This window comes from Pseudomonas sp. GD03858 (assembly GCF_029840925.1).
Lineage (GTDB): Bacteria > Pseudomonadota > Gammaproteobacteria > Pseudomonadales > Pseudomonadaceae > Aquipseudomonas.
In genome coordinates this window covers 1-17,278 of record NZ_JAOCDM010000120.1, presented here as the reverse complement: position 1 = coordinate 17,278, position 17,278 = coordinate 1, and the positions used below count along the sequence as shown (strand labels likewise).

At 64.8% G+C, this 17,278-nt stretch carries 18 protein-coding genes; 13 read left to right on the top strand and 5 right to left on the bottom strand.

Features of this window, described 5'->3' with window-relative positions; translation table 11 throughout:
- Nucleotides 1-100: 100 nt before the first annotated feature.
- On the bottom strand, nt 101-1,021 hold the full coding sequence (locus tag N5D48_RS22615; protein ID WP_279888128.1) for a LysR substrate-binding domain-containing protein: 921 nt from the start codon (nt 1,019-1,021) through the stop codon (nt 101-103).
- 171 nt (nt 1,022-1,192) lie between these two features.
- Here N5D48_RS22615 and N5D48_RS22610 point away from each other — a divergent pair, with 171 nt between their 5' ends.
- The 7 genes from N5D48_RS22610 (at nt 1,193) to N5D48_RS22580 (ending at nt 6,756) form a co-directional block, all read left to right on the top strand.
- Nucleotides 1,193-1,969: a YqcI/YcgG family protein gene (locus tag N5D48_RS22610; protein ID WP_279888127.1), complete on the top strand. Its 777-nt coding sequence runs from the start codon at nt 1,193-1,195 to the stop codon at nt 1,967-1,969.
- A 2-nt stretch (nt 1,970-1,971) separates the two neighbouring features.
- A complete protein-coding gene (locus N5D48_RS22605; protein WP_279888125.1) occupies nt 1,972-2,607 on the top strand; it encodes a LysE family translocator in 636 nt (211 codons plus the stop codon).
- 25 nt (nt 2,608-2,632) lie between these two features.
- Nucleotides 2,633-3,733, top strand: coding sequence for a hypothetical protein (locus N5D48_RS22600; RefSeq protein ID WP_279888123.1), 1,101 nt, complete (start codon nt 2,633-2,635; stop codon nt 3,731-3,733).
- 92 nt (nt 3,734-3,825) lie between these two features.
- The gene (locus tag N5D48_RS22595) at nt 3,826-4,566 is read left to right on the top strand and encodes a sel1 repeat family protein (RefSeq protein WP_279888120.1); all 741 of its coding nucleotides are present in this window, start codon (nt 3,826-3,828) and stop codon (nt 4,564-4,566) included.
- A 129-nt stretch (nt 4,567-4,695) separates the two neighbouring features.
- Nucleotides 4,696-5,319, top strand: coding sequence for a ferric reductase-like transmembrane domain-containing protein (locus N5D48_RS22590; protein ID WP_279888118.1), 624 nt, complete (start codon nt 4,696-4,698; stop codon nt 5,317-5,319).
- A 17-nt stretch (nt 5,320-5,336) separates the two neighbouring features.
- The gene (locus N5D48_RS22585; protein ID WP_279888117.1) at nt 5,337-5,828 is read left to right on the top strand and encodes a DoxX family protein; all 492 of its coding nucleotides are present in this window, start codon (nt 5,337-5,339) and stop codon (nt 5,826-5,828) included.
- A 64-nt stretch (nt 5,829-5,892) separates the two neighbouring features.
- The gene (locus tag N5D48_RS22580; protein ID WP_279888115.1) at nt 5,893-6,756 is read left to right on the top strand and encodes a LysR family transcriptional regulator; all 864 of its coding nucleotides are present in this window, start codon (nt 5,893-5,895) and stop codon (nt 6,754-6,756) included.
- Nucleotides 6,757-6,784: 28 nt separating this feature from the next.
- Here N5D48_RS22580 and cobF read toward each other — a convergent pair whose 3' ends face one another.
- Nucleotides 6,785-7,534 (bottom strand): precorrin-6A synthase (deacetylating), encoded by a 750-nt coding sequence (gene cobF, locus N5D48_RS22575; RefSeq protein WP_279888114.1) that lies wholly within the window; start codon nt 7,532-7,534, stop codon nt 6,785-6,787.
- A 63-nt stretch (nt 7,535-7,597) separates the two neighbouring features.
- A complete protein-coding gene (locus N5D48_RS22570) occupies nt 7,598-8,887 on the bottom strand; it encodes an OprD family porin (protein WP_279888113.1) in 1,290 nt (429 codons plus the stop codon).
- Between the two features lie 360 nt (nt 8,888-9,247).
- On the opposite strand from N5D48_RS22570, the gene N5D48_RS22565 reads away from it, so the two are divergent.
- The 3 genes from N5D48_RS22565 to N5D48_RS22555 all read left to right on the top strand — a co-directional run bounded on the left by N5D48_RS22565 (nt 9,248) and on the right by N5D48_RS22555 (nt 10,681).
- A complete protein-coding gene (locus tag N5D48_RS22565) occupies nt 9,248-9,607 on the top strand; it encodes a histone-like nucleoid-structuring protein, MvaT/MvaU family (RefSeq protein ID WP_279888129.1) in 360 nt (119 codons plus the stop codon).
- 208 nt (nt 9,608-9,815) lie between these two features.
- Entirely contained in the window at nt 9,816-10,343 is a 528-nt protein-coding gene (gene gloA / locus N5D48_RS22560) for a lactoylglutathione lyase (RefSeq protein ID WP_279888112.1), read from the top strand.
- 95 nt (nt 10,344-10,438) lie between these two features.
- Nucleotides 10,439-10,681 (top strand): hypothetical protein, encoded by a 243-nt coding sequence (locus tag N5D48_RS22555; RefSeq protein ID WP_279888111.1) that lies wholly within the window; start codon nt 10,439-10,441, stop codon nt 10,679-10,681.
- Between the two features lie 125 nt (nt 10,682-10,806).
- Here N5D48_RS22555 and N5D48_RS22550 read toward each other — a convergent pair whose 3' ends face one another.
- On the bottom strand, nt 10,807-11,628 hold the full coding sequence (locus tag N5D48_RS22550; protein WP_279888110.1) for a shikimate 5-dehydrogenase: 822 nt from the start codon (nt 11,626-11,628) through the stop codon (nt 10,807-10,809).
- 160 nt (nt 11,629-11,788) lie between these two features.
- Here N5D48_RS22550 and N5D48_RS22545 point away from each other — a divergent pair, with 160 nt between their 5' ends.
- Both N5D48_RS22545 and N5D48_RS22540 read left to right on the top strand, forming a co-directional pair.
- Nucleotides 11,789-12,127 (top strand): hypothetical protein, encoded by a 339-nt coding sequence (locus N5D48_RS22545; protein WP_279888109.1) that lies wholly within the window; start codon nt 11,789-11,791, stop codon nt 12,125-12,127.
- A 175-nt stretch (nt 12,128-12,302) separates the two neighbouring features.
- The gene (locus N5D48_RS22540) at nt 12,303-13,310 is read left to right on the top strand and encodes a FecR family protein (RefSeq protein ID WP_279888108.1); all 1,008 of its coding nucleotides are present in this window, start codon (nt 12,303-12,305) and stop codon (nt 13,308-13,310) included.
- 215 nt (nt 13,311-13,525) lie between these two features.
- Here the strand turns inward: N5D48_RS22540 and N5D48_RS22535 are convergent, their stop codons facing one another.
- On the bottom strand, nt 13,526-14,845 hold the full coding sequence (locus N5D48_RS22535; protein WP_279888106.1) for a Na+/H+ antiporter NhaC family protein: 1,320 nt from the start codon (nt 14,843-14,845) through the stop codon (nt 13,526-13,528).
- Nucleotides 14,846-15,106: 261 nt separating this feature from the next.
- On the opposite strand from N5D48_RS22535, the gene N5D48_RS22530 reads away from it, so the two are divergent.
- Nucleotides 15,107-17,254 carry a methyl-accepting chemotaxis protein gene (locus N5D48_RS22530; RefSeq protein ID WP_279888105.1) on the top strand — a complete coding sequence of 716 codons (2,148 nt, stop codon included), beginning with the start codon at nt 15,107-15,109 and terminating at the stop codon, nt 17,252-17,254.
- Nucleotides 17,255-17,278 lie beyond the last annotated feature (24 nt).

Here is a 17,278-nt window from a genome sequence, read left to right as displayed (position 1 = left end):
GATAGGCGCTGCAAGGCTCGCGGCGAACACCTTGGAAGTGCTGCCCCTGACAGCCAGCGGCGCGCTGTTTCTCGAGCACAGCCGCCGCCACCCACCAACCTCAGCCGTACAGGTAGCTGATGTCCTTGTGCGCCAGCGGCGGCACCTGGGCTAGCAGGTAATCGCGCAGCTTGTGCATCTGGTGCGCCTTGGGGCTGGCCTTGAGCCAGGTCATGTAGTAGCCGTCGCCGGTGGCCACGGCCTGCGGGAACGGCGTGACCAGGTTGCCGGCGGCCAGGTCGGCGCTGGCCAGCACCAGGTCGACCACCGAGATGCCCAGGCCCTGCTGGGCGGCGGAAATGCCCTGGTCGAGGGTATCGAACACCTGGCCCTGGTCGATGCTGACGTCCAGCGCGTCCACCCGTGCCAGCCAGCGTCGCCAGTCGCGTCGGTCCGGCGAGGGATGCAGGAACTCGCAGCGCTCAAGCACCGACAGGTCCGGGGTGGATGAATCGAGGTAGCTCGGATGGCATACCGGGATCAGCCATTCATCGAACAGCTTGAGGCTCTCCACCTCCGCCGGGAAGCGCCCGTTGCCCAGCAGGATCGCGCAGTCGTAGGGCTCGCAATAGAAGTCCACGGCGTCGATGTCCATCCACACGCTGGAAAGTTGCACCGAACAGCTGTTGTCGACCTTCTTGAAGCCATCCAGGGCCCTGAGCAGCCAGCGCACGGTGAGCGTGGACGGCGCCTTGAGCCGCACGCCATAGCGATCCTGGCGCAACAGGGCGCAGGCGTTCTCGATGATCTTGAAACCGACCTTGAGCTCCTGGGCCAGCAACCGCCCGTGCTCGGTCAAGCGCAGCTTGGGGCCGCGACGTTCGAACAGATCGCAGCCGAACAGCGCTTCGAGGGTCTTGATGTGATGGCTGACCGCGCCCTGGGTAAGCGCCAGCTCCTGGGCCGCGCGGGTGAAGGAGCCGTAGCGCGAGGCCACTTCGAAGGCACGCAGGGCATGCAAGGCTTGAATCCGTTCAGACATGAGGCGTTCCAGAGCATGAGCGAGGCTAATAGTAGGTCATAGTTCCAGGCGTTTTACAACGTGGTGGCCATCTCCGAAAATGCTGGTAAATAACAATTACATATAGCCAAACAGCCTGAATATGACTGAAAAATTCATTTAACGCGGCACTTGGATATACCTGGGGAAATCATGTTTACGGGTTATGGAAACTGCTACCGCCTGGATGCGCTGGAGCTAGCCGATGAACATGTCCAGAACAAACACCACTGGACGCACAAGACCATAGAACATTTCAAGGAAACCCTGGCCAACCCTGACTTCCCTTGCCTCTTCGGGCGCAAGGCGGTCACCGCGCGCACCTGCCACATCGTCTTCGCCCAGGCCGCCCGGCTGGCGGACGACATGGCCCAAGGGCTGGCCGAGTACATCAGCACGATCGAGCCGATCCCGCTCAAGCAGCGCATCGGCAACCCGCTGCTGGTCTTCCTCGAGACCACCCCCGACACCTCGCTGACGCAGCAGCAGGCCCTGGCCTGGCACGTGCTGCGCCAGGTCCATGCCCGCGATCCGCGGCCGTGGCCGGCGCAAGTGCCACAGGATCCGCACGACGCCCGCTGGTCGTTCTGCTTTGCCGGCATGCCCCTGTTCATCAACATGAACTTCCCGGCCCATCGACAAATGAAAAGCCGCAACCTGGGCAAGCATATCGCCTTCGTCATCAACCCCCGCGAGAGCTTCGACGAAGTGGCCAGCGCCACCACCGAAAGCGGCCAGCGCATTCGCGCCCGTATCCGTGAGCGGGTGCGCCACTACAACGACGGTGTCATGCCCGACTCGCTCGGCTTCTTCGGCCAGGACGACAACTTCGAGTGGAAACAGTACCAACTGCAGGAGCCTGGCTCGCTCAACCCGGCGCGCTGCCCCTTCCATGCCCATGCGACACCCGAATCACTGATCGAGAACTGAACGTGAATACCGCACTGACCGCTACCTACGCCCTCACCGTCCTGCTGCTGATCGCCACGCCCGGCCCGGTGGTGGCCCTGATCGTCAACACCGCCGCCGCCTCGGGCTCGCGCAAGGCCCTGTTCACTGCTGTCGGAACCAACTGGGCCTCGCTGGTGCTGATCGGCGCCGCCGCCTGGATCATCATGACCAGCGCGGCCATCGACAAGACCTGGCTCAATGGCATGAGCCTGCTCGGCTGCCTGTTCATCGGCTACATCGCCCTGGGCACCTTGCGCGAGGCGCTCCAGGCACCGGCACCGACCGCGCCCGCCCCCGTCGAACCTGCCGTGCAGGCGGGCCGTGGCGGCCTGTTGCAGGGCTTCATGGTCGGCATCTCCAACCCGAAGGACATCATCTTCTTCATTTCCTTCTTCCCTCAGTTCATCCAGATCACCGAGTCGTTCGGCAAGAGCATGGTGGTGCTGTCGCTGCTGTGGATCGTCATCGATTTCGCCGTGCTCAGCCTGTACATCTTCGCCATCGGCAGGATTGCCTCGTCCCGCGCCAACCGCCTGATCAGCCTGGCCTCGGGGGTCGCGCTGCTGCTGATCGCCGCCGTCGGCCTGGCCTACAACCTCAGGGAACTGGCTGCCTGAGCCCGCCCTGCCCAAAGGAGCGTCCATGACCACGATCGATGCCTCGTCCACCGCCGCCATGGATGCTCCCGCCCCCCTGCCGACCGATTATCAGCACTTCCTGCAACTGGGCAGTCGGCGGGCACCGCACACCCTGTACATCCACGAGCGCGGCTATCGCTCCGGCACCATCAATACCGATGCCCTGGGCATGCGCTACAGCCATTGCGCCGGCAAGCGTTTCTCGTTGGCCGAGCGCGGCGGCGGCGCGCGGGTCAACCTGCTGGTGGGCGGGTCCACCGCCATGGGCATCGGTGCCAGCTCCGACGAACATACCGTGGCGTCGTACCTGTCGGTGCTGACCGGGGAAATCTGGCTCAGCCTGGCCGGCTGCGGGCTGAACGCAACGCAGGAGCTGCTGCTGTTCCTCACCCATCAGCACCGCGTCGGCCAGATCGGCCATGTGGTCGTGCTCAGTGGCCTGAACACCCTGGCCCAGGAAACCCTCGGCGAAATGCTCGCGGGCACTCAGGACCCTCACAACGGCCAGACGTACCAGGCGTTTCTCAACCGTTTCAACGAAGGTGTGCAGCCGCCTGCTCCGCCGCGGCGCGAGTCGTTCCTGCAACGCCTTGGACAGCTCTTCGCGCCGCGCCGGCCAGCGCAATGGCCACTGCTCGAGGCGCTGTCGAGCCCCGACAAGCGCCTGATCCGCGCCGCCGACTGCATCGGCCGCACCCTGCGCCAGTGGGAGCGCCTGCTGGCCGATGGCCATACCACCCTCACCTTCATCCTCCAGCCTCTGCTGCCCTGGTGCCGGGAAAACCTGCCCAGCGCCGAACAGGCCATGCTGGATCGCCTGAACCGCCAGCCAACCCACTTCGACCGCCTGATCGACAGCACCTACGACAGCCAGCTGCACATGGCCTTCTTCCGGCGTATCAAGAGCCAGGCCGACCCCGTGCCCTGCTACGACATGAATTGCATGCTCAGCAGTTCGCCGGTATTCAGCGAAAACCTGTTCGTCGATCGCCTGCACTTCAACGACCTGGGCAACAACGCCCTGGCCAAGGTGATCACCGCCAAGCTCGGCCTGGCCCAGGATAAACACGCCCTGCGCAAGGTCTCGCCGATCAAGCTGGTCTGATAGTGCCTTGCCGGGCTTTCAGCGAAAGGCTTTGGCTGGCTAGAATACGCTGTCGTCGCTCCTGATCCGCCCGAGGCACACGCGTACCCGTCATGACCTATCCAGCCGCCCCCCAGCCCGCGACCTTGCATCAGGGCCACCGCCACCGCGCACGTCGAGCCATATGCCTGCCCCTGCTGCTGGCGGCGACGGTCGCGCAGGCGCTGGAGGTGAACATCGACCCCCATGCCGATCTGCTCTACCGCCAGGCCCTGCCGCTGCTGGAACAGGCCGACAATCAGGACGCCAACGCCAGCCCCTTGCGCACCGCCAGCGGCGATCCTGAATTAAGTCGCCAGGGTCAGGCCATGGCCCATACCCTGCCCACGGCGGTGGCGCTGCTGAAAAAATCCGTCGCCCTCGGCCATCCGGTGGCCCAGTACCGCCTGGCCCTGTACTACACCACCTACCTGCCGGCCGGCCAGATTGCCGACGCCGCCTGCCCGCTGCTGGAGGCCAGCCTCAAGCAAGGCTTCGCCCCACCCGCCCTGGCGATCGCCCATTGGTGCCAGCCGTACAACACCAGTGCCGCCTACCGCGAAGCACTGGAGGCCGTGCCCAGCATGGCGACCCTGTACGCACCGTACTACCCGCAGCCTGCGACTCGACTGGCCTGCAGCCGCACCCGCCCGCAAGGGTTGCAGATGCAGTGGGGGCGCCAGCGCGACTACCAGGCCGAGATCTACCGCCTGCTGGCCGAGATCGATCCGCAGCAGCGCCTGGCCCATCTGCGCAAGGCAGTGGACATCAACGGCTGCGCGGCGGCGCAGCAACGCCTGAGCAGCAACCGCTGAGCCCACCAGCTACAGACCGATACATACCCCCCCTCCCCGCGACACACGGCAGATACCCCGGCACCGCACACTCCCGGCCAGCTCAGCGCGACGGCATCCCGCCATCGCCGCCTGTCCCGGGAATCGCCCATGAAAGCCCTACCCTTGCCCTCCGGTTGGCGGCTGTTCGCCGTCCTCGCCGCCCTGACGCTACTGATGGCCGCAAGCGTGCTGGCCACGACCCCCGTTGGCGCGGATGGCCTGCGCGGTGCGATTCGCGCTACCGCCCGCAGCTCGTTCGCGCTGTTTCTGCTGACGTTCCTCGCCTCGACGCTGGCCGCCCTGCTGCCGGGCGCCTTCAGCCGTCAGCTGATACGTGAGCGGCGCTACCTGGGCCTGGCATTCGCCTTCTCGCATACAGTCCACGGCGGCTTGATCGCGCTCTACGCCACACGCTTCCCGGAGCTGTTCTGGGCGGGCCGCACGGCCCTGGCGAACCTGCCGGGCTCGGTCGGCTATCTGTTCATCGCGCTGCTGACCCTCACTTCGTTCAAAGCCCCCATGCGCTTGCTCGGACCGCGCCTGTGGAAAGGTCTGCACGGCACCGGCACCTGGGTATTGGCGGCGGTGTTCTGCCTGTCGTTCTACAAGCGCCTTCCACTGGGCGGCGGCTACCCACTGGCGTTCGCCCTGATGTTCGCCGCCATCACCCTGAAGCTCGTCGCCAAGCAAGCCCTGCGCCTGCGCCGGGCCACCCCATCACTGTCCAACTGAACATCCGGAGCCCGATCATGCCTTCGCTCACCCTCAATCGCCCCTTTACCGCTCTTGACCGCGTCGGCAACTGGGGCGCCGACCTGCCGCTACGACTGTTCCTGGCCTGGGAGTTCTTCGAGTCGGGCCTGGAGAAGTTCAACGGCAGCAACTGGTTCGCCGACCTGCAGTCGAGCTTTCCGTTTCCCTTCGACCTGTTGCCGGCCGGCCTGAACTGGCAGCTGTCGATGTGGGCCGAGCTGATCTGCCCAGTGCTCCTGCTGCTCGGGCTGGGCACGCGCCTGGCTTCGGCGCTGCTGATGGTGGTGACGGTGGTGGCGATCGCCGCGGTGCACTGGCCGAGCCAATGGTCGAGCCTGGCCGACCTCGGCCGGGGCTATGCGATCACCGACCAGGGATACGGCAACTACAAACTGCCGCTGATCTATCTGGTGGCGCTGGCACCGTTGCTGCTCAAGGGCGCCGGACGCCTGAGCCTGGACGGCTGGCTCAGGCGCCATCGGCGCTAGGCGCTTGCCAGCGATCGGGGCGGGCCGGACAATGCCCTCACCTGCTCGCCCCGGAGCCTTTCGCGTGTCCCTCAAAGCCCTGCGCACCCTGGTGACCATCGCCCGCCATGGCACCTTCGCCCGCGCCGCCGACCTGCTCAGCCTGACGCCGTCGGCGGTCAGCCTGCACATCAAGCTGCTCGAAGACGAACTGCAGGTCGCCCTGTTCGACCGCAGTCGTCGCCAGGTGATGCTGACCGAGGCCGGCCAGCTCGCGGTGGCCCGCGCCGAAGGCATCCTGGCCGCCTACGACGAATTGGCCGATACCCTGGCCAGCGCGCCCAGCCTGCGCGGGCGCCTGCGCATCGGCGCCATTCACACGGTACTGGCCCGGCGCCTGCCCCAGGCCCTGGTATGGATCAAGGCCCACCACCCCCTGCTGCACGTCAGCGTGGTTTCGGGCATGTCGGCCGAGCTGGCCCGACGCGTCGAGGACGGCGAGCTGGACGCCGCGATCACCACCGAGCCGGTCAGCCCGTACCCACAATGCCTGCGGTACGCGCCGCTGTTCGAGGACCGTTTCTGGGCCATCGCCAGCCCCGAACTGGCGGGACAGAGCCTGCCGCAGCTGCTCGCCAGCCAACCGTTCCTGCGCTTCGACAAACGCGCCTGGGCCGGCCGGCAGATCGAACAGGAACTGCGCCGCCAGCGCCTGCAGGTCAGCGAGCAGATGGAGCTGGACAGCCAGGAAGCCCTGGCCCGCATGGCGGCCATGGGCCTGGGCGTGGCAATCATCCCCATGAGCGATGACGACCTCGGGCGCCTGCCGCCAGCCACCGTGCTGCCTTTCGGCGAACCGCAACTGACCCGGCGCATGGTCCTGCTCGAGCATGAAAAGAGCCAGCGACGGCATCTGAGCGCGGTGCTCAAGACCGCGCTGGAGGCGTGAGCGAGCAGCGCCGAGGCGGCGTCGATCGCTACAGCTCGCGCCGCAGCAGATAGGTATCCATGATCCAGCCCTTGCGCCGGCGCGCCGCTTCGCGCAATTCGAGGATGCGCGCCTTCACCGCCGGCAACGGCCCGCTCACCAGCAGCTCGTCGGCCGTGCCCAGATAAGCGCCCCAGTAGATCGTCAGTTGCGGATCCTCCAGCGCGGCGAATGCGCACTGGCCATCGAGCATCACCACCACGTTGTCGATCCGTGCCTGCTCGCCCAGGCGTCGCCCAGGAAGCACGGTCAGTGGCTCGCCGATGCGGTTGAGGGGGATCTGATGCCTGGCGGCCAGGGCCTGGACACTGCTGATGCCGGGAATCACCTCGAGCTCGAGCATCACCCCACGCTCACGGACCAGGTCGAGGATACGCAGGGTACTGTCGTACAGCCCAGGCTCGCCCCAGAGCAGGAAAGCGCCAACGTCGTCGACACCCAGCTCGTCTTCGATCAGCCGGGCGTACAGCGTGGCGCGCTGGGCGTGCCAATCCTGCACGGCGCCCACGTAGTCCGCCGCCTGGCCATCACGCAGAGGGTCGCCCACTTGCACCAGGCGATAGCCGCCCTGGGGCAGATAGCGCTCGAGGATCGCCCGGCGCTGGGCTGTCAGCTCATCCTTGCCCGCGCCCTTGTCGAGCACGAAGAACACCGTGGCGCGCCGCAGGGCCTCGACCGCCTGGTAGGTGACCTGGCGAGGATCGCCGGGGCCGATACCGATCAATAACAGCTGTTTCATCACCTGACCTGCCTGAAGACCGGTGGTCATTGTCGGTTGACCACCGATGTTTGGCAAAGGCCTTCAGAGGATCGAGAAGTTGTAGCTGACGATGACCCGGGTCTCGTCCATGTCACGCGCCCACTTCTCATAGTTGCTGCGATAGGTGGAGTTGCGCAGGCGCACACTGACATCCTTGAACGTGCCGCTCTGCACCTGGTACTTCAGTTCGCTGTCACGTTCCCATTCCTTGCCTTCGGCGCTGCTGCCCGGGACCTTGATGTTGTCGCCGTTGATGTAGCGGGTGAAGAAGGTCAGGCCGGGCACGCCCAGGGCCTTGAAATCGTAGTCGTAGCGCACCTGCCAGGAGCGCTCCTGGGCGGCGGCGAAATCGTTGACCTGGGCATAGTTGACCAGGTAGGGATTGCTGCCATCGAGGTACGGCATGGCGCTGTCGCCGAACATGCGCTGCCAGCCGGCGCTGAGCTTGTGCCCGCCGAGGCTGTAGCCGAGCATGCCGCTGAAGGCGCGGTGGTCGATCCGGCCAGCGCGGGCGTTGCCGATATCGTCGCTCTTGATCAGCCGCAGGTCGGCCGACAGGCTGCCAACCTCCAGGGGCTGGCTGGCGACCAGGCCAAGGAAGTGCTGGCGGTAGATATTTTCCAGCTTGGATACCTGGTACTGGGCGCTGACACGATCGTTGAAGCGGTAGTCGACCCCGGCCAGGTCGAAGTGATCGGCCTCGATGTCACAGGCATAGCGCTTGTTCTTGCAATGCACGCGGATATCCTGGCGGTCGCTGGAGTCCCGTGCGGTGTACTGGTTCAAGCGTGCCAGGGTGAACTTGAAGTCGCGCACCTCTTCGGAGGTCAGCCAGGCGCCGTGGAACATGGTCGGCAACAAGCGGCCATCGTTGTACTTGAGCAGCGGCACGTCCGGCATCATCGAGCCGTACTTGAGCATGGTCCTGGAGACCTTCACCTTGCCGGCGACACCCATCTTGGCGTACTGGTCGGCGGAGTGGCGCGGATCATGTCCGGAGGACGGCAGCAAGCCGCTGTTGCTGTCCGCGGGGCTCGAGTCCAGCTTGAAGCCGACCATGCCCAGCGCATCGACGCCAAAGCCTATCGGGCCCTGGGTATAACCGGACTGGACATTGAGGATAAAGCCTTGGGCCCATTCTTCGCGCTTCGACGCACCTTGGCTGGAACTGCTATGGCCGTCACGGAAATCCCGATTGAAATAGACATTGCGTGCTTCAACCTTGGCACTGCTGTCTTCAAGAAAGCCGGCGGCCTGAGCGTTGATACCGGCGCACAGGAAAAACAGGCCGGTAACACGGCGCCCAGGGGCGATGGGGAAAGGGGCAAACATGCGAGGAAACATCCAAAAGAAGGGCATAAAAACGATCCGGGCAACCGATTGCTCCGGCACTACAGGAAGGACGAATACATTTCGACCATCATCGTTAATTTTCAACCGATCGCTCTAGCGCGCACCATGGGACCATGGTCTAAGGCCGCGACCAAGGTGCTGCGAGGCACGTTTCGAATACACCGCGAAAAAACCGGCAAAGTTCCCGGTTAATTGATTGAAAGTTTGCTGTTTACCCACTTGCCGGCGACCACTACACTCTCACTCAGCGAACAGCTTCACCCACCCGCGTGGCCGGCGTCCAATGCAGTTTTCATGTTCGTCACGTCATGCCACGGCAGACTTACAGGAGTGATGACAGTGTCCAGACTTGCAGAGTTTCGTGCTGCCGAAAAAGCGCTTCAGGAACAAATGGCACAATTGGAGGCGCTGAAAAAGGATGCCGGCCTTAAACGCGAAATCGAATTCGAGCAGAAACTAGTCGGCCTGATGAAAAGCTACGACAAGAACCTGCGTGACATCATTGCCATTCTCGACCCCAAGGCCGTGACCCGCACCCCCGCCAGCGCCGTCAAGCAACAGCGGCGCCCACGCGTGGTGAAGGTCTACGCGAACCCGCACACCGGCGAGCGGATCGAAACCAAGGGTGGCAATCACCGGGGCCTGAAGGCCTGGAAAGAACAGTACGGCGCGCAGACGGTGGAAAGTTGGGTGCTCTGATGAAACCTCGACAAGCACTTCACACTTTTTTCACAAGCACTGGCGCAGTATCGAACCAGCTAAAGGACTAGCGACCCCATCACGCGCCCGCACATGCGGGCCTCTAATTCCGGCGCCCCGCACTCGTGCGGGGCGCTTTCATTTGCGCTACAGGCTCACTGCCGTATCATGGCCCGCTTGAATGACTAGGCCTGATTTCGGAGTACCCATGAGCCTGCACGATCTGCAAACCCTGCCCGGCGTTACCGCCCAGCCAGACGCCGCCACCGCCGACTTCGTGTTCAACCACACCATGCTGCGGGTCAAGGACATCGAGAAATCGCTGGACTTCTACACCCGCGTGCTGGGTTTCCGCCTGGTGGACAAGCGCGACTTCCCGGAAGCGGCCTTCAGCCTGTACTTCCTGGCCCTGGTCGACCCGGCGCAAATCCCGGCCGATGACGCCGAGCGTCACCGCTGGATGAAGTCGATCCCGGGCGTGCTGGAGCTGACCCACAACCACGGCACCGAGCACGACGCTGAATTCGCCTACCACAATGGCAACACCGACCCGCGCGGCTTCGGCCACATCTGCATCTCGGTGCCGGACGTGCGCGTCGCCTGTGCCCGCTTCGAGGCGCTTGGCGTACCGTTCCAGAAACGCCTGCAAGATGGCCGCATGAACCACCTGGCCTTCGTCAAGGACCCGGATGGCTACTGGGTCGAGGTGATCCAGCCGACCGACCTGAAAGGCTGATCAGTCCGCTCGCGCTCGTCGGGCCGGAAACTCCCGGCCCCTCGCTGTGGTATATGGAGGTAATAGCGCTTCCAAGCCACAGCGAGGTAAGGACGATGCAAACCCTTCACTGTGAATACCGCGACCACATCATCACCGCCAGCGTGATACCCCACCCCGATTCTCCCCTGCCCTACGCCGCCGGGTGCCTGATCACCGATCCTGAAGGCCACACCAGCAAGCGGATCTCGATGCCGATGAAGCTGTTTTCCGACCTGGACAATGCCCAGCACGTCTCCCTGGCCCATGGCCGGGCACTGGTCGACGAGCGGCTCGACAAGGGGCACAAGATCGTCTGAGCGCACGCCTGCAGGGTTGCGCTGTCACGCAAGGAGCCGGGTTCGTAAGCGGGCTTGCCCGCGAAGCGGCGCCAACGGCATCTGCCCGCGCTTGTCAGCACACCGAATCGCCAGTAGCGAGTGCTTCAGGCTTGCCGGGCATAGGCCACCGCCGCTTGCACCTGCGCCGGCGTCGGTCGCACGCCGGTGTACAGCACGAACTGCTCCAGCGCCTGCAGGGCGATCACCTCCAAGCCGGTGATCACCGGCTTGCCCAGGGCCTGCGCGTGCCGGATCAGCGGCGTAAGCGCCGGCATCGCCACCACGTCGAAGACCCGCTCGGCCGCTGCGATGGCCGTTTCCGGGAAAGCCAACTGGTCCGCTTCCGGCCCGCCGCTCATGCCGATCGGCGTGACATTGACCAGCAATGGCGGGCAACGATCAGCCAGCTCGGGCAGCCAGCGATAACCGCAGGCATCGGCCAGCTGGCGCCCAGCCTGCTCGTTGCGGGCGACGATGATCCCATCGCGAAAGCCGGCGTCGCGCAACGCGCTGGCCACGGCCTTGGCCATGCCGCCACTGCCGCGCAGGGCAAAGCCAGTGGCAGGGTCGACGCGATGTCGCTCGAGCAGTTGGCGTACGGCCAGATAGTCGGTGTTGTACGCCTTCAGATGCCCATCGGTGTTGACCAGGGTGTTCACCGAGTCGATGGCCGCCGCGGACGGGTCGATCTCGTCCACCAAGGCCATGCACGCCTCCTTGTAGGGCATCGACACGCCGCAGCCACGGATACCCAGCGCCCGGATACCGCCGACGGCCGCCGGCAGGTCCTGCGTGGTCATGGCTTTGTAGTAGTAATCCAGCCCCAGCTGCTGGTAGAGGTGATTGTGAAAGCGCACCCCGAAGGTACCGGGGCGCCCGGCCAGGGAAATGCACAGAACAGTGTTGCTGCTGGGTGAAATGCTCATCGCGGCTCCTGGGTCCTTGCTGAAACGATTATCCGAGCGTACCAGACCTGACCGCTGGTCGCCCCTTACACAACCTTTACCCTTGCCCCTGGCGCACCTGACACACCTTGCGGTCATAGTAGGCAAGCCCCGAGCACGGGGTTTCCTGCGAGGTATCACCATGAAACGTCTCATCCCCGGAATCGCCCTGCTGGTCGGCGTGCTGGCCATCAGCGGGCAGGCATCGGCCCATGGCGGCGGTTGGTATGGCCCGGGGCCCGTGATCGGCGCCGCAGTGGTTGGCGCGGTGGTCGGCGCGGCCGTTTCGGGCGGGCATGACCGCACCGTGTACGTTCAGCCACAGCCGGTCTACGCACCGCCACCGGTCTACGTGCAGGCGCCCCCGCCGCCGGTCTATTACCAGCCCTACGTGGTGGAACGCTACGTGCCGGCGCCGCCACCCATGTATCGCCGCTACTACGGCCCGCCACCGGTCTACTACGGCCCGCCGCGCTGGTGACTGCCCTGCGCGTGGCTGACAGAGAGTTCTGACGCCTGTGTCAGGCCTTCGCCTGACACAGATGGGACTCAAACGCATATACGACGAAAAATCATACAATTGATAGTCATTCGCCATTAACTCGTTCTCGGAAGCTCCCGCCAAGGGTAGAATGCCGGCAAAACCGGGAGCCGAAATGAACCAGGACCGCCACCTTCCCAACGAAGACGATGTCATCACCGATGCCGCCGCGCACTGGTGCATGCGCCTGCACTGCGAAGATTGCACGGCGGCCGAACGGGACGCTTTCGCTCAGTGGCTGGCCGCCGATGCACGGCATGCCGAGGAATACCAGGCGATGCTGGAAATCTGGCAGACCGCCGACCTGCTCCCGCGCAGCGCCGAAGTCGTCGAGTTCAAGCCAGCGCCGCAGCTCCAGCGGCGCGTGCGCCACTGGCGACCCTATGCCTCGGCAGCGGCCATCGCCCTGCTCGCCTTGCCCCTGACCGGCTGGATCGGCTGGGAGCAAGGCTGGCTTCCCAACCGCTACCAGCACTTTGAAACCAGCCAGCAAGTGACCCACGTTCGCCTGAGCGACGGCAGCAGCGTCGAGCTCAACCTGAACAGCGAGCTGCGCTTTCTAAACTACAAGGACGAGCGCCGGGTCACCCTGGTCAAGGGCGAGGCCTTCTTCAAGGTCACGCACGACAGCAACCACCCGTTCATCGTCCGCGCCGCCAACGGCCAGACCCGGGTCACCGGCACCCAGTTCAACGTGTGGAAGTATGAGGACCAGGTCGAGGTGACACTGGTCGAGGGCTCGGTGCTGGTAAGCAGCACCGGCAACGGCGGAGGCTACCGTCTCGGCCCTGGCATGCAGGCCAGCTACCACAAGGGCGACTTCGAGCCCGAGCTGATCCAGAGCAGCGATTATGGCAACAGCCTGGCCTGGCGCAGCGGCAAGCTGGTGCTGGACAACCTGAGCCTGGGCCAGGCGCTGCCCGTCATCAACCGCTACCTCGACAAGCCGCTGCTGCTGGCCGACGAAAGCACCAGCACTATCCGCATCAGCGGCATCTACAACATCGCCGAGGTTGCGCGCCTGGTCGACACCCTGCCCAAGGTGCTGCCGGTCTACCTGACCCGCAGCAAGGACGGCAGCACTGTGCTCAATCGCATCGTCCCGGCCCCACCTCGCGGCTGAAACCCCACGGGACGATCGTAATGCTGTTCACTTGAGGAGCTGGGGCGGCCTTGTGCCCCTTCGCGGGTAAACCCGCTCCCACAGGGCCGCGCAACGCTCGGAGCTTACCCTGTATCTGTGGGAGCGGGTTTACCCGCGAAGGGCTGCAAAGCAGCCCCAATAACACGCAGGACGATCGGGGGTTTGCGCTTTGATCGAGCAGCCCGGATCGCGGCTCAAAGCACCATCGCCGCCAGCCAGCCGAAGGCCAGCAGGGGCAGATTGTAGTGAATGAACGTTGGCACCACCGTGTCCCAGATATGGTGATGCTGGCCATCCACATTCAGGCCGGAGGTTGGTCCGAGGGTGGAGTCCGATGCCGGCGAGCCGGCGTCGCCCAGGGCACCGGCGGTGCCGACGATGCAGACCGTGGCCAATGGGTCGAACCCCAATTGCATGCACAAGGGCACGAAGATCGCGGCCAGGATCGGCACCGTGGAGAACGAGGAGCCGATGCCCATGGTCACCAGCAGGCCCACCAGCAGCATCAGCAACGCACCGACTGCCTTGCTGTGGCCAATCCACTGCGCCGACGTCTCCACCAGGCTGTTCACCTCGCCGGTGGCCTTCATCACCTCGGCGAAGCCAGACGCGGCGATCATGATGAAGCCGATCATCGCCATCATCTTCATGCCCTCGGTGAACAGGTCGTCGCTCTCCTTCCAGCGCACGATGCCCGAGAGCGAAAACAGCAGGAAGCCCACCAGCGACCCCAGGATCAGCGAGCCGAGCCAAAGCTGAACGGCGAATGCGGCGACGATCGCGCCCGCGGCCACCAGCAAGGTTCTCGGGGTGTAGCGCACATCCACCTGCTCGACCTCCTGGATGCGCGCCAGGTCATAGTCGCGTTTCTTGCGATAGCTGAAGAACACCGCGATCAGCAGCCCTACGAACAACCCGGCGGCGGGAATGGCCATGGCCTGGGTGACGTTGACGCCACTGACATCGACCCCCGCGCGGCTGACATTGGCCAGCAGGATCTCGTTGAGGAAGATATTGCCGAACCCCACCGGCAGGAACATGTACGGCGTGATCAGGCCGAAGGTGATCACGCAAGCGATCAGTCGTCGGTCGATGCGCAACCGGGTCAGCACGTACAGCAAGGGAGGCAGCAACAGGGGAATGAACGCGATATGGATCGGCACCAGGTTCTGCGAGGACACCGACACGATCAGGATCAGCGTGACCAGAACCCATTTCACCTCCCCGCCATCGCTGTGCCGCTGACGATTGATCATCATCAGCGCCTGATCGGACAGCGCGTGGGCCAGGCCCGACTTGGCGATGGCGACGGCAAAGGCCCCCAGCAGCGCATAGGACAGTGCCACCGTCGCACCGCCGCCCAAGCCGCCATTGAACGCCTTGAGCGTACCCTCGATACCCAGGCCACCCACCAGCCCTCCGGCAAGCGCGCCGGCTATCAGGGCGATGACGACATGCACGCGGGACAGGCTCAGGACCAGCATCAGTCCTACCGCGACAATTACTGCATTCATTAGTGTGCGAACCTCGTTACTACAGACGAAAAAGCGGGCGCTCCAGCGACGGGCTGCTCGGAGCCGTGACCGAAACTGAGGATGTTGTATGAAGGGCGCACACTCTGATGCACGATTAAGCGGAAGTCAAAGCCGCTTGCGTCCTTTCAGGACGTAGGAATAGACCAAGGTCGTACATTTTTATTGAACGCATGGATAAAGAAAACTCCCTGGTCGCCGACACACTCGGCAGCATCAAACCTATTACAAGGGATTTTCCCCATGCCTTTGCTGCGACAACTTTCCATCCAATGGAAGATCACCCTGCTGGCAGGCTTGTGCCTGGCCGGCATCGTCACCCTGCTGGTCGGCCTTTCGCTGTACCGCATGGACCACAGTTCGGACCTGGTGAAGGCCAGCAGCATGCAGATGCTCACCGAGGCCGCCCAGTCACGCATCGAGTCACAGGGCGAGGTCCAGGCCCTGAATATCCGCCGCCAGTTCATGGACGCCTATCAGTACGGCGCCGGCTTCGCCCGCCAGGTCCTGTTCCTGCGCGAGCAGGCCGAAAAGCGCTTCCTCGACGCCTATGACCTGCGCCAGGACCTGACCGCGCAAGTGCGCGCAGCCTTGCAGGCCAACCCCGACCTGCTCGGCCTGTCGCTGGTATTCGAACCGGGCGCGCTGGATGGCAAGGACAAGCTGTTCGCCGGCCAGGACGAACTGGGCAGCAACGAAACCGGGCGTTTCGCCTTGTACTGGTCGCAGCCGCGTGCCGGCCAGCTGACCTCGATGGCCCTGCCCGAGCACGACATGGCCAACACCGAGATCGGCCCCAGCGGCCAGCCCGCCAACACCTGGTGGGTCTGCCCGCGCAGCAGCGGCAAGGTCTGCGTGGTCGAACCCTACTTCTATGACATCGATGGCCAACGGGTGCTGATGACCAGCATCGTCTTCCCGCTCAGGGCCGGTGACAAGGTCATCGCCACCCTGTCCATCGACATCAACCTCAACAGCCTGCAGGCCCTCAGCGAAGACGCCAGCCGTGGCCTGTACGAAGGCCGCACCACCGTCGGCATCCTCAGCCCGGTCGGCTTGCTCGCCGGCTACAGCGCCGACGCCGGCAAACTGGCCCAGCGCTTCGACCAGGTCGACAGGACCCAGGGCACGGAGCTGGTACGCAAGCTGGCCGAGGGCAAGCTGCAGATCGCGCATGACCAGCAGCGCCTGAAAGTGCTCGCCGCCTTCGAACCGATCCCCGGCGGCAAGCCCTGGGGCGTGCTGCTGGATGTACCGGAAAATGCCCTGACCGGCCCGGCCGAAGCGCTCAAGCAGGAACTCGACGCCCTCAACACCAGCGGCACCCTGCTCGAACTGGGCCTGGGCCTGGCCGCCGCCATCGCCGGCCTGTTGCTGGTATGGCTGATGGCCCGTGGCGTGACCCGACCGATCCTCGGCGTGGCCGCGATGCTCAAGGACATTGCCAGTGGCGAAGGCGACCTCACCCGTCGCCTGCAGTACGACAAGCGCGATGAGCTGGGCGAGCTGGCCGGCTGGTTCAACCGCTTCCTCGACAAGCTGCAGCCGACCATCGCCGAAGTGAAGCGTTCGGTGCAGGCCGCTCGCGGCACCGCCGACCAGTCCGCGGCCATCGCCGCCGAGACCAGCGCCGGCATGGAGCAGCAGTATCGCCAGGTTGACCAGGTGGCCACGGCCTCCCATGAAATGAGCGCCACCGCCCAGGACGTTGCCCGTAGCGCGGCCCAGGCCGCCCAGGCCGCGCGCGACGCCGACCAGGCGACCCGCGAGGGCCTGGCGGTGATCGACCGCACCACCACCAGCATCGACACCCTGGCCGCCGACATGAGCAGCGCCATGGCCCAGGTCGAAGGCCTGGCGCAGAACAGCGAGAAAATCGGCACGGTGCTCGAAGTGATCCGCTCGATCGCCGAGCAGACCAACCTGCTGGCGCTCAACGCCGCCATCGAGGCGGCCCGGGCCGGCGAAGCCGGGCGCGGCTTCGCCGTGGTCGCCGATGAAGTGCGCAACCTGGCGCGGCGTACCCAGGAGTCGGTGGAGGAAACCCGCCAGGTGATCGAGGCCTTGCAGGCCGGCACCCAGGAAGTGGTCGGGGCCATGGACAGCAGCCATCGCCAGGCCCAGGGCGGCGTGGAGCAGGTCGGCCAGGCCGTGACCGCGCTGCAGCGCATCGGCCAGGCGGTGACGGTGATCACCGACATGAACCTGCAGATCGCCAGCGCCGCCGAAGAGCAGAGCGCGGTGGCCGAAGAAATCAACAGCAACGTCGCCACCATTCGCGACGTCACCGAGTCGCTGAGCGGCCAGGCCAACGAGTCGGCGCGGGTCAGCCAGTCGCTCAACAGCCTGGCCAACCAGCAGCAGGGGTTGATGGATCAGTTCCGCGTTTGAATCTTTAGAGTTGCAGTGCCTGTG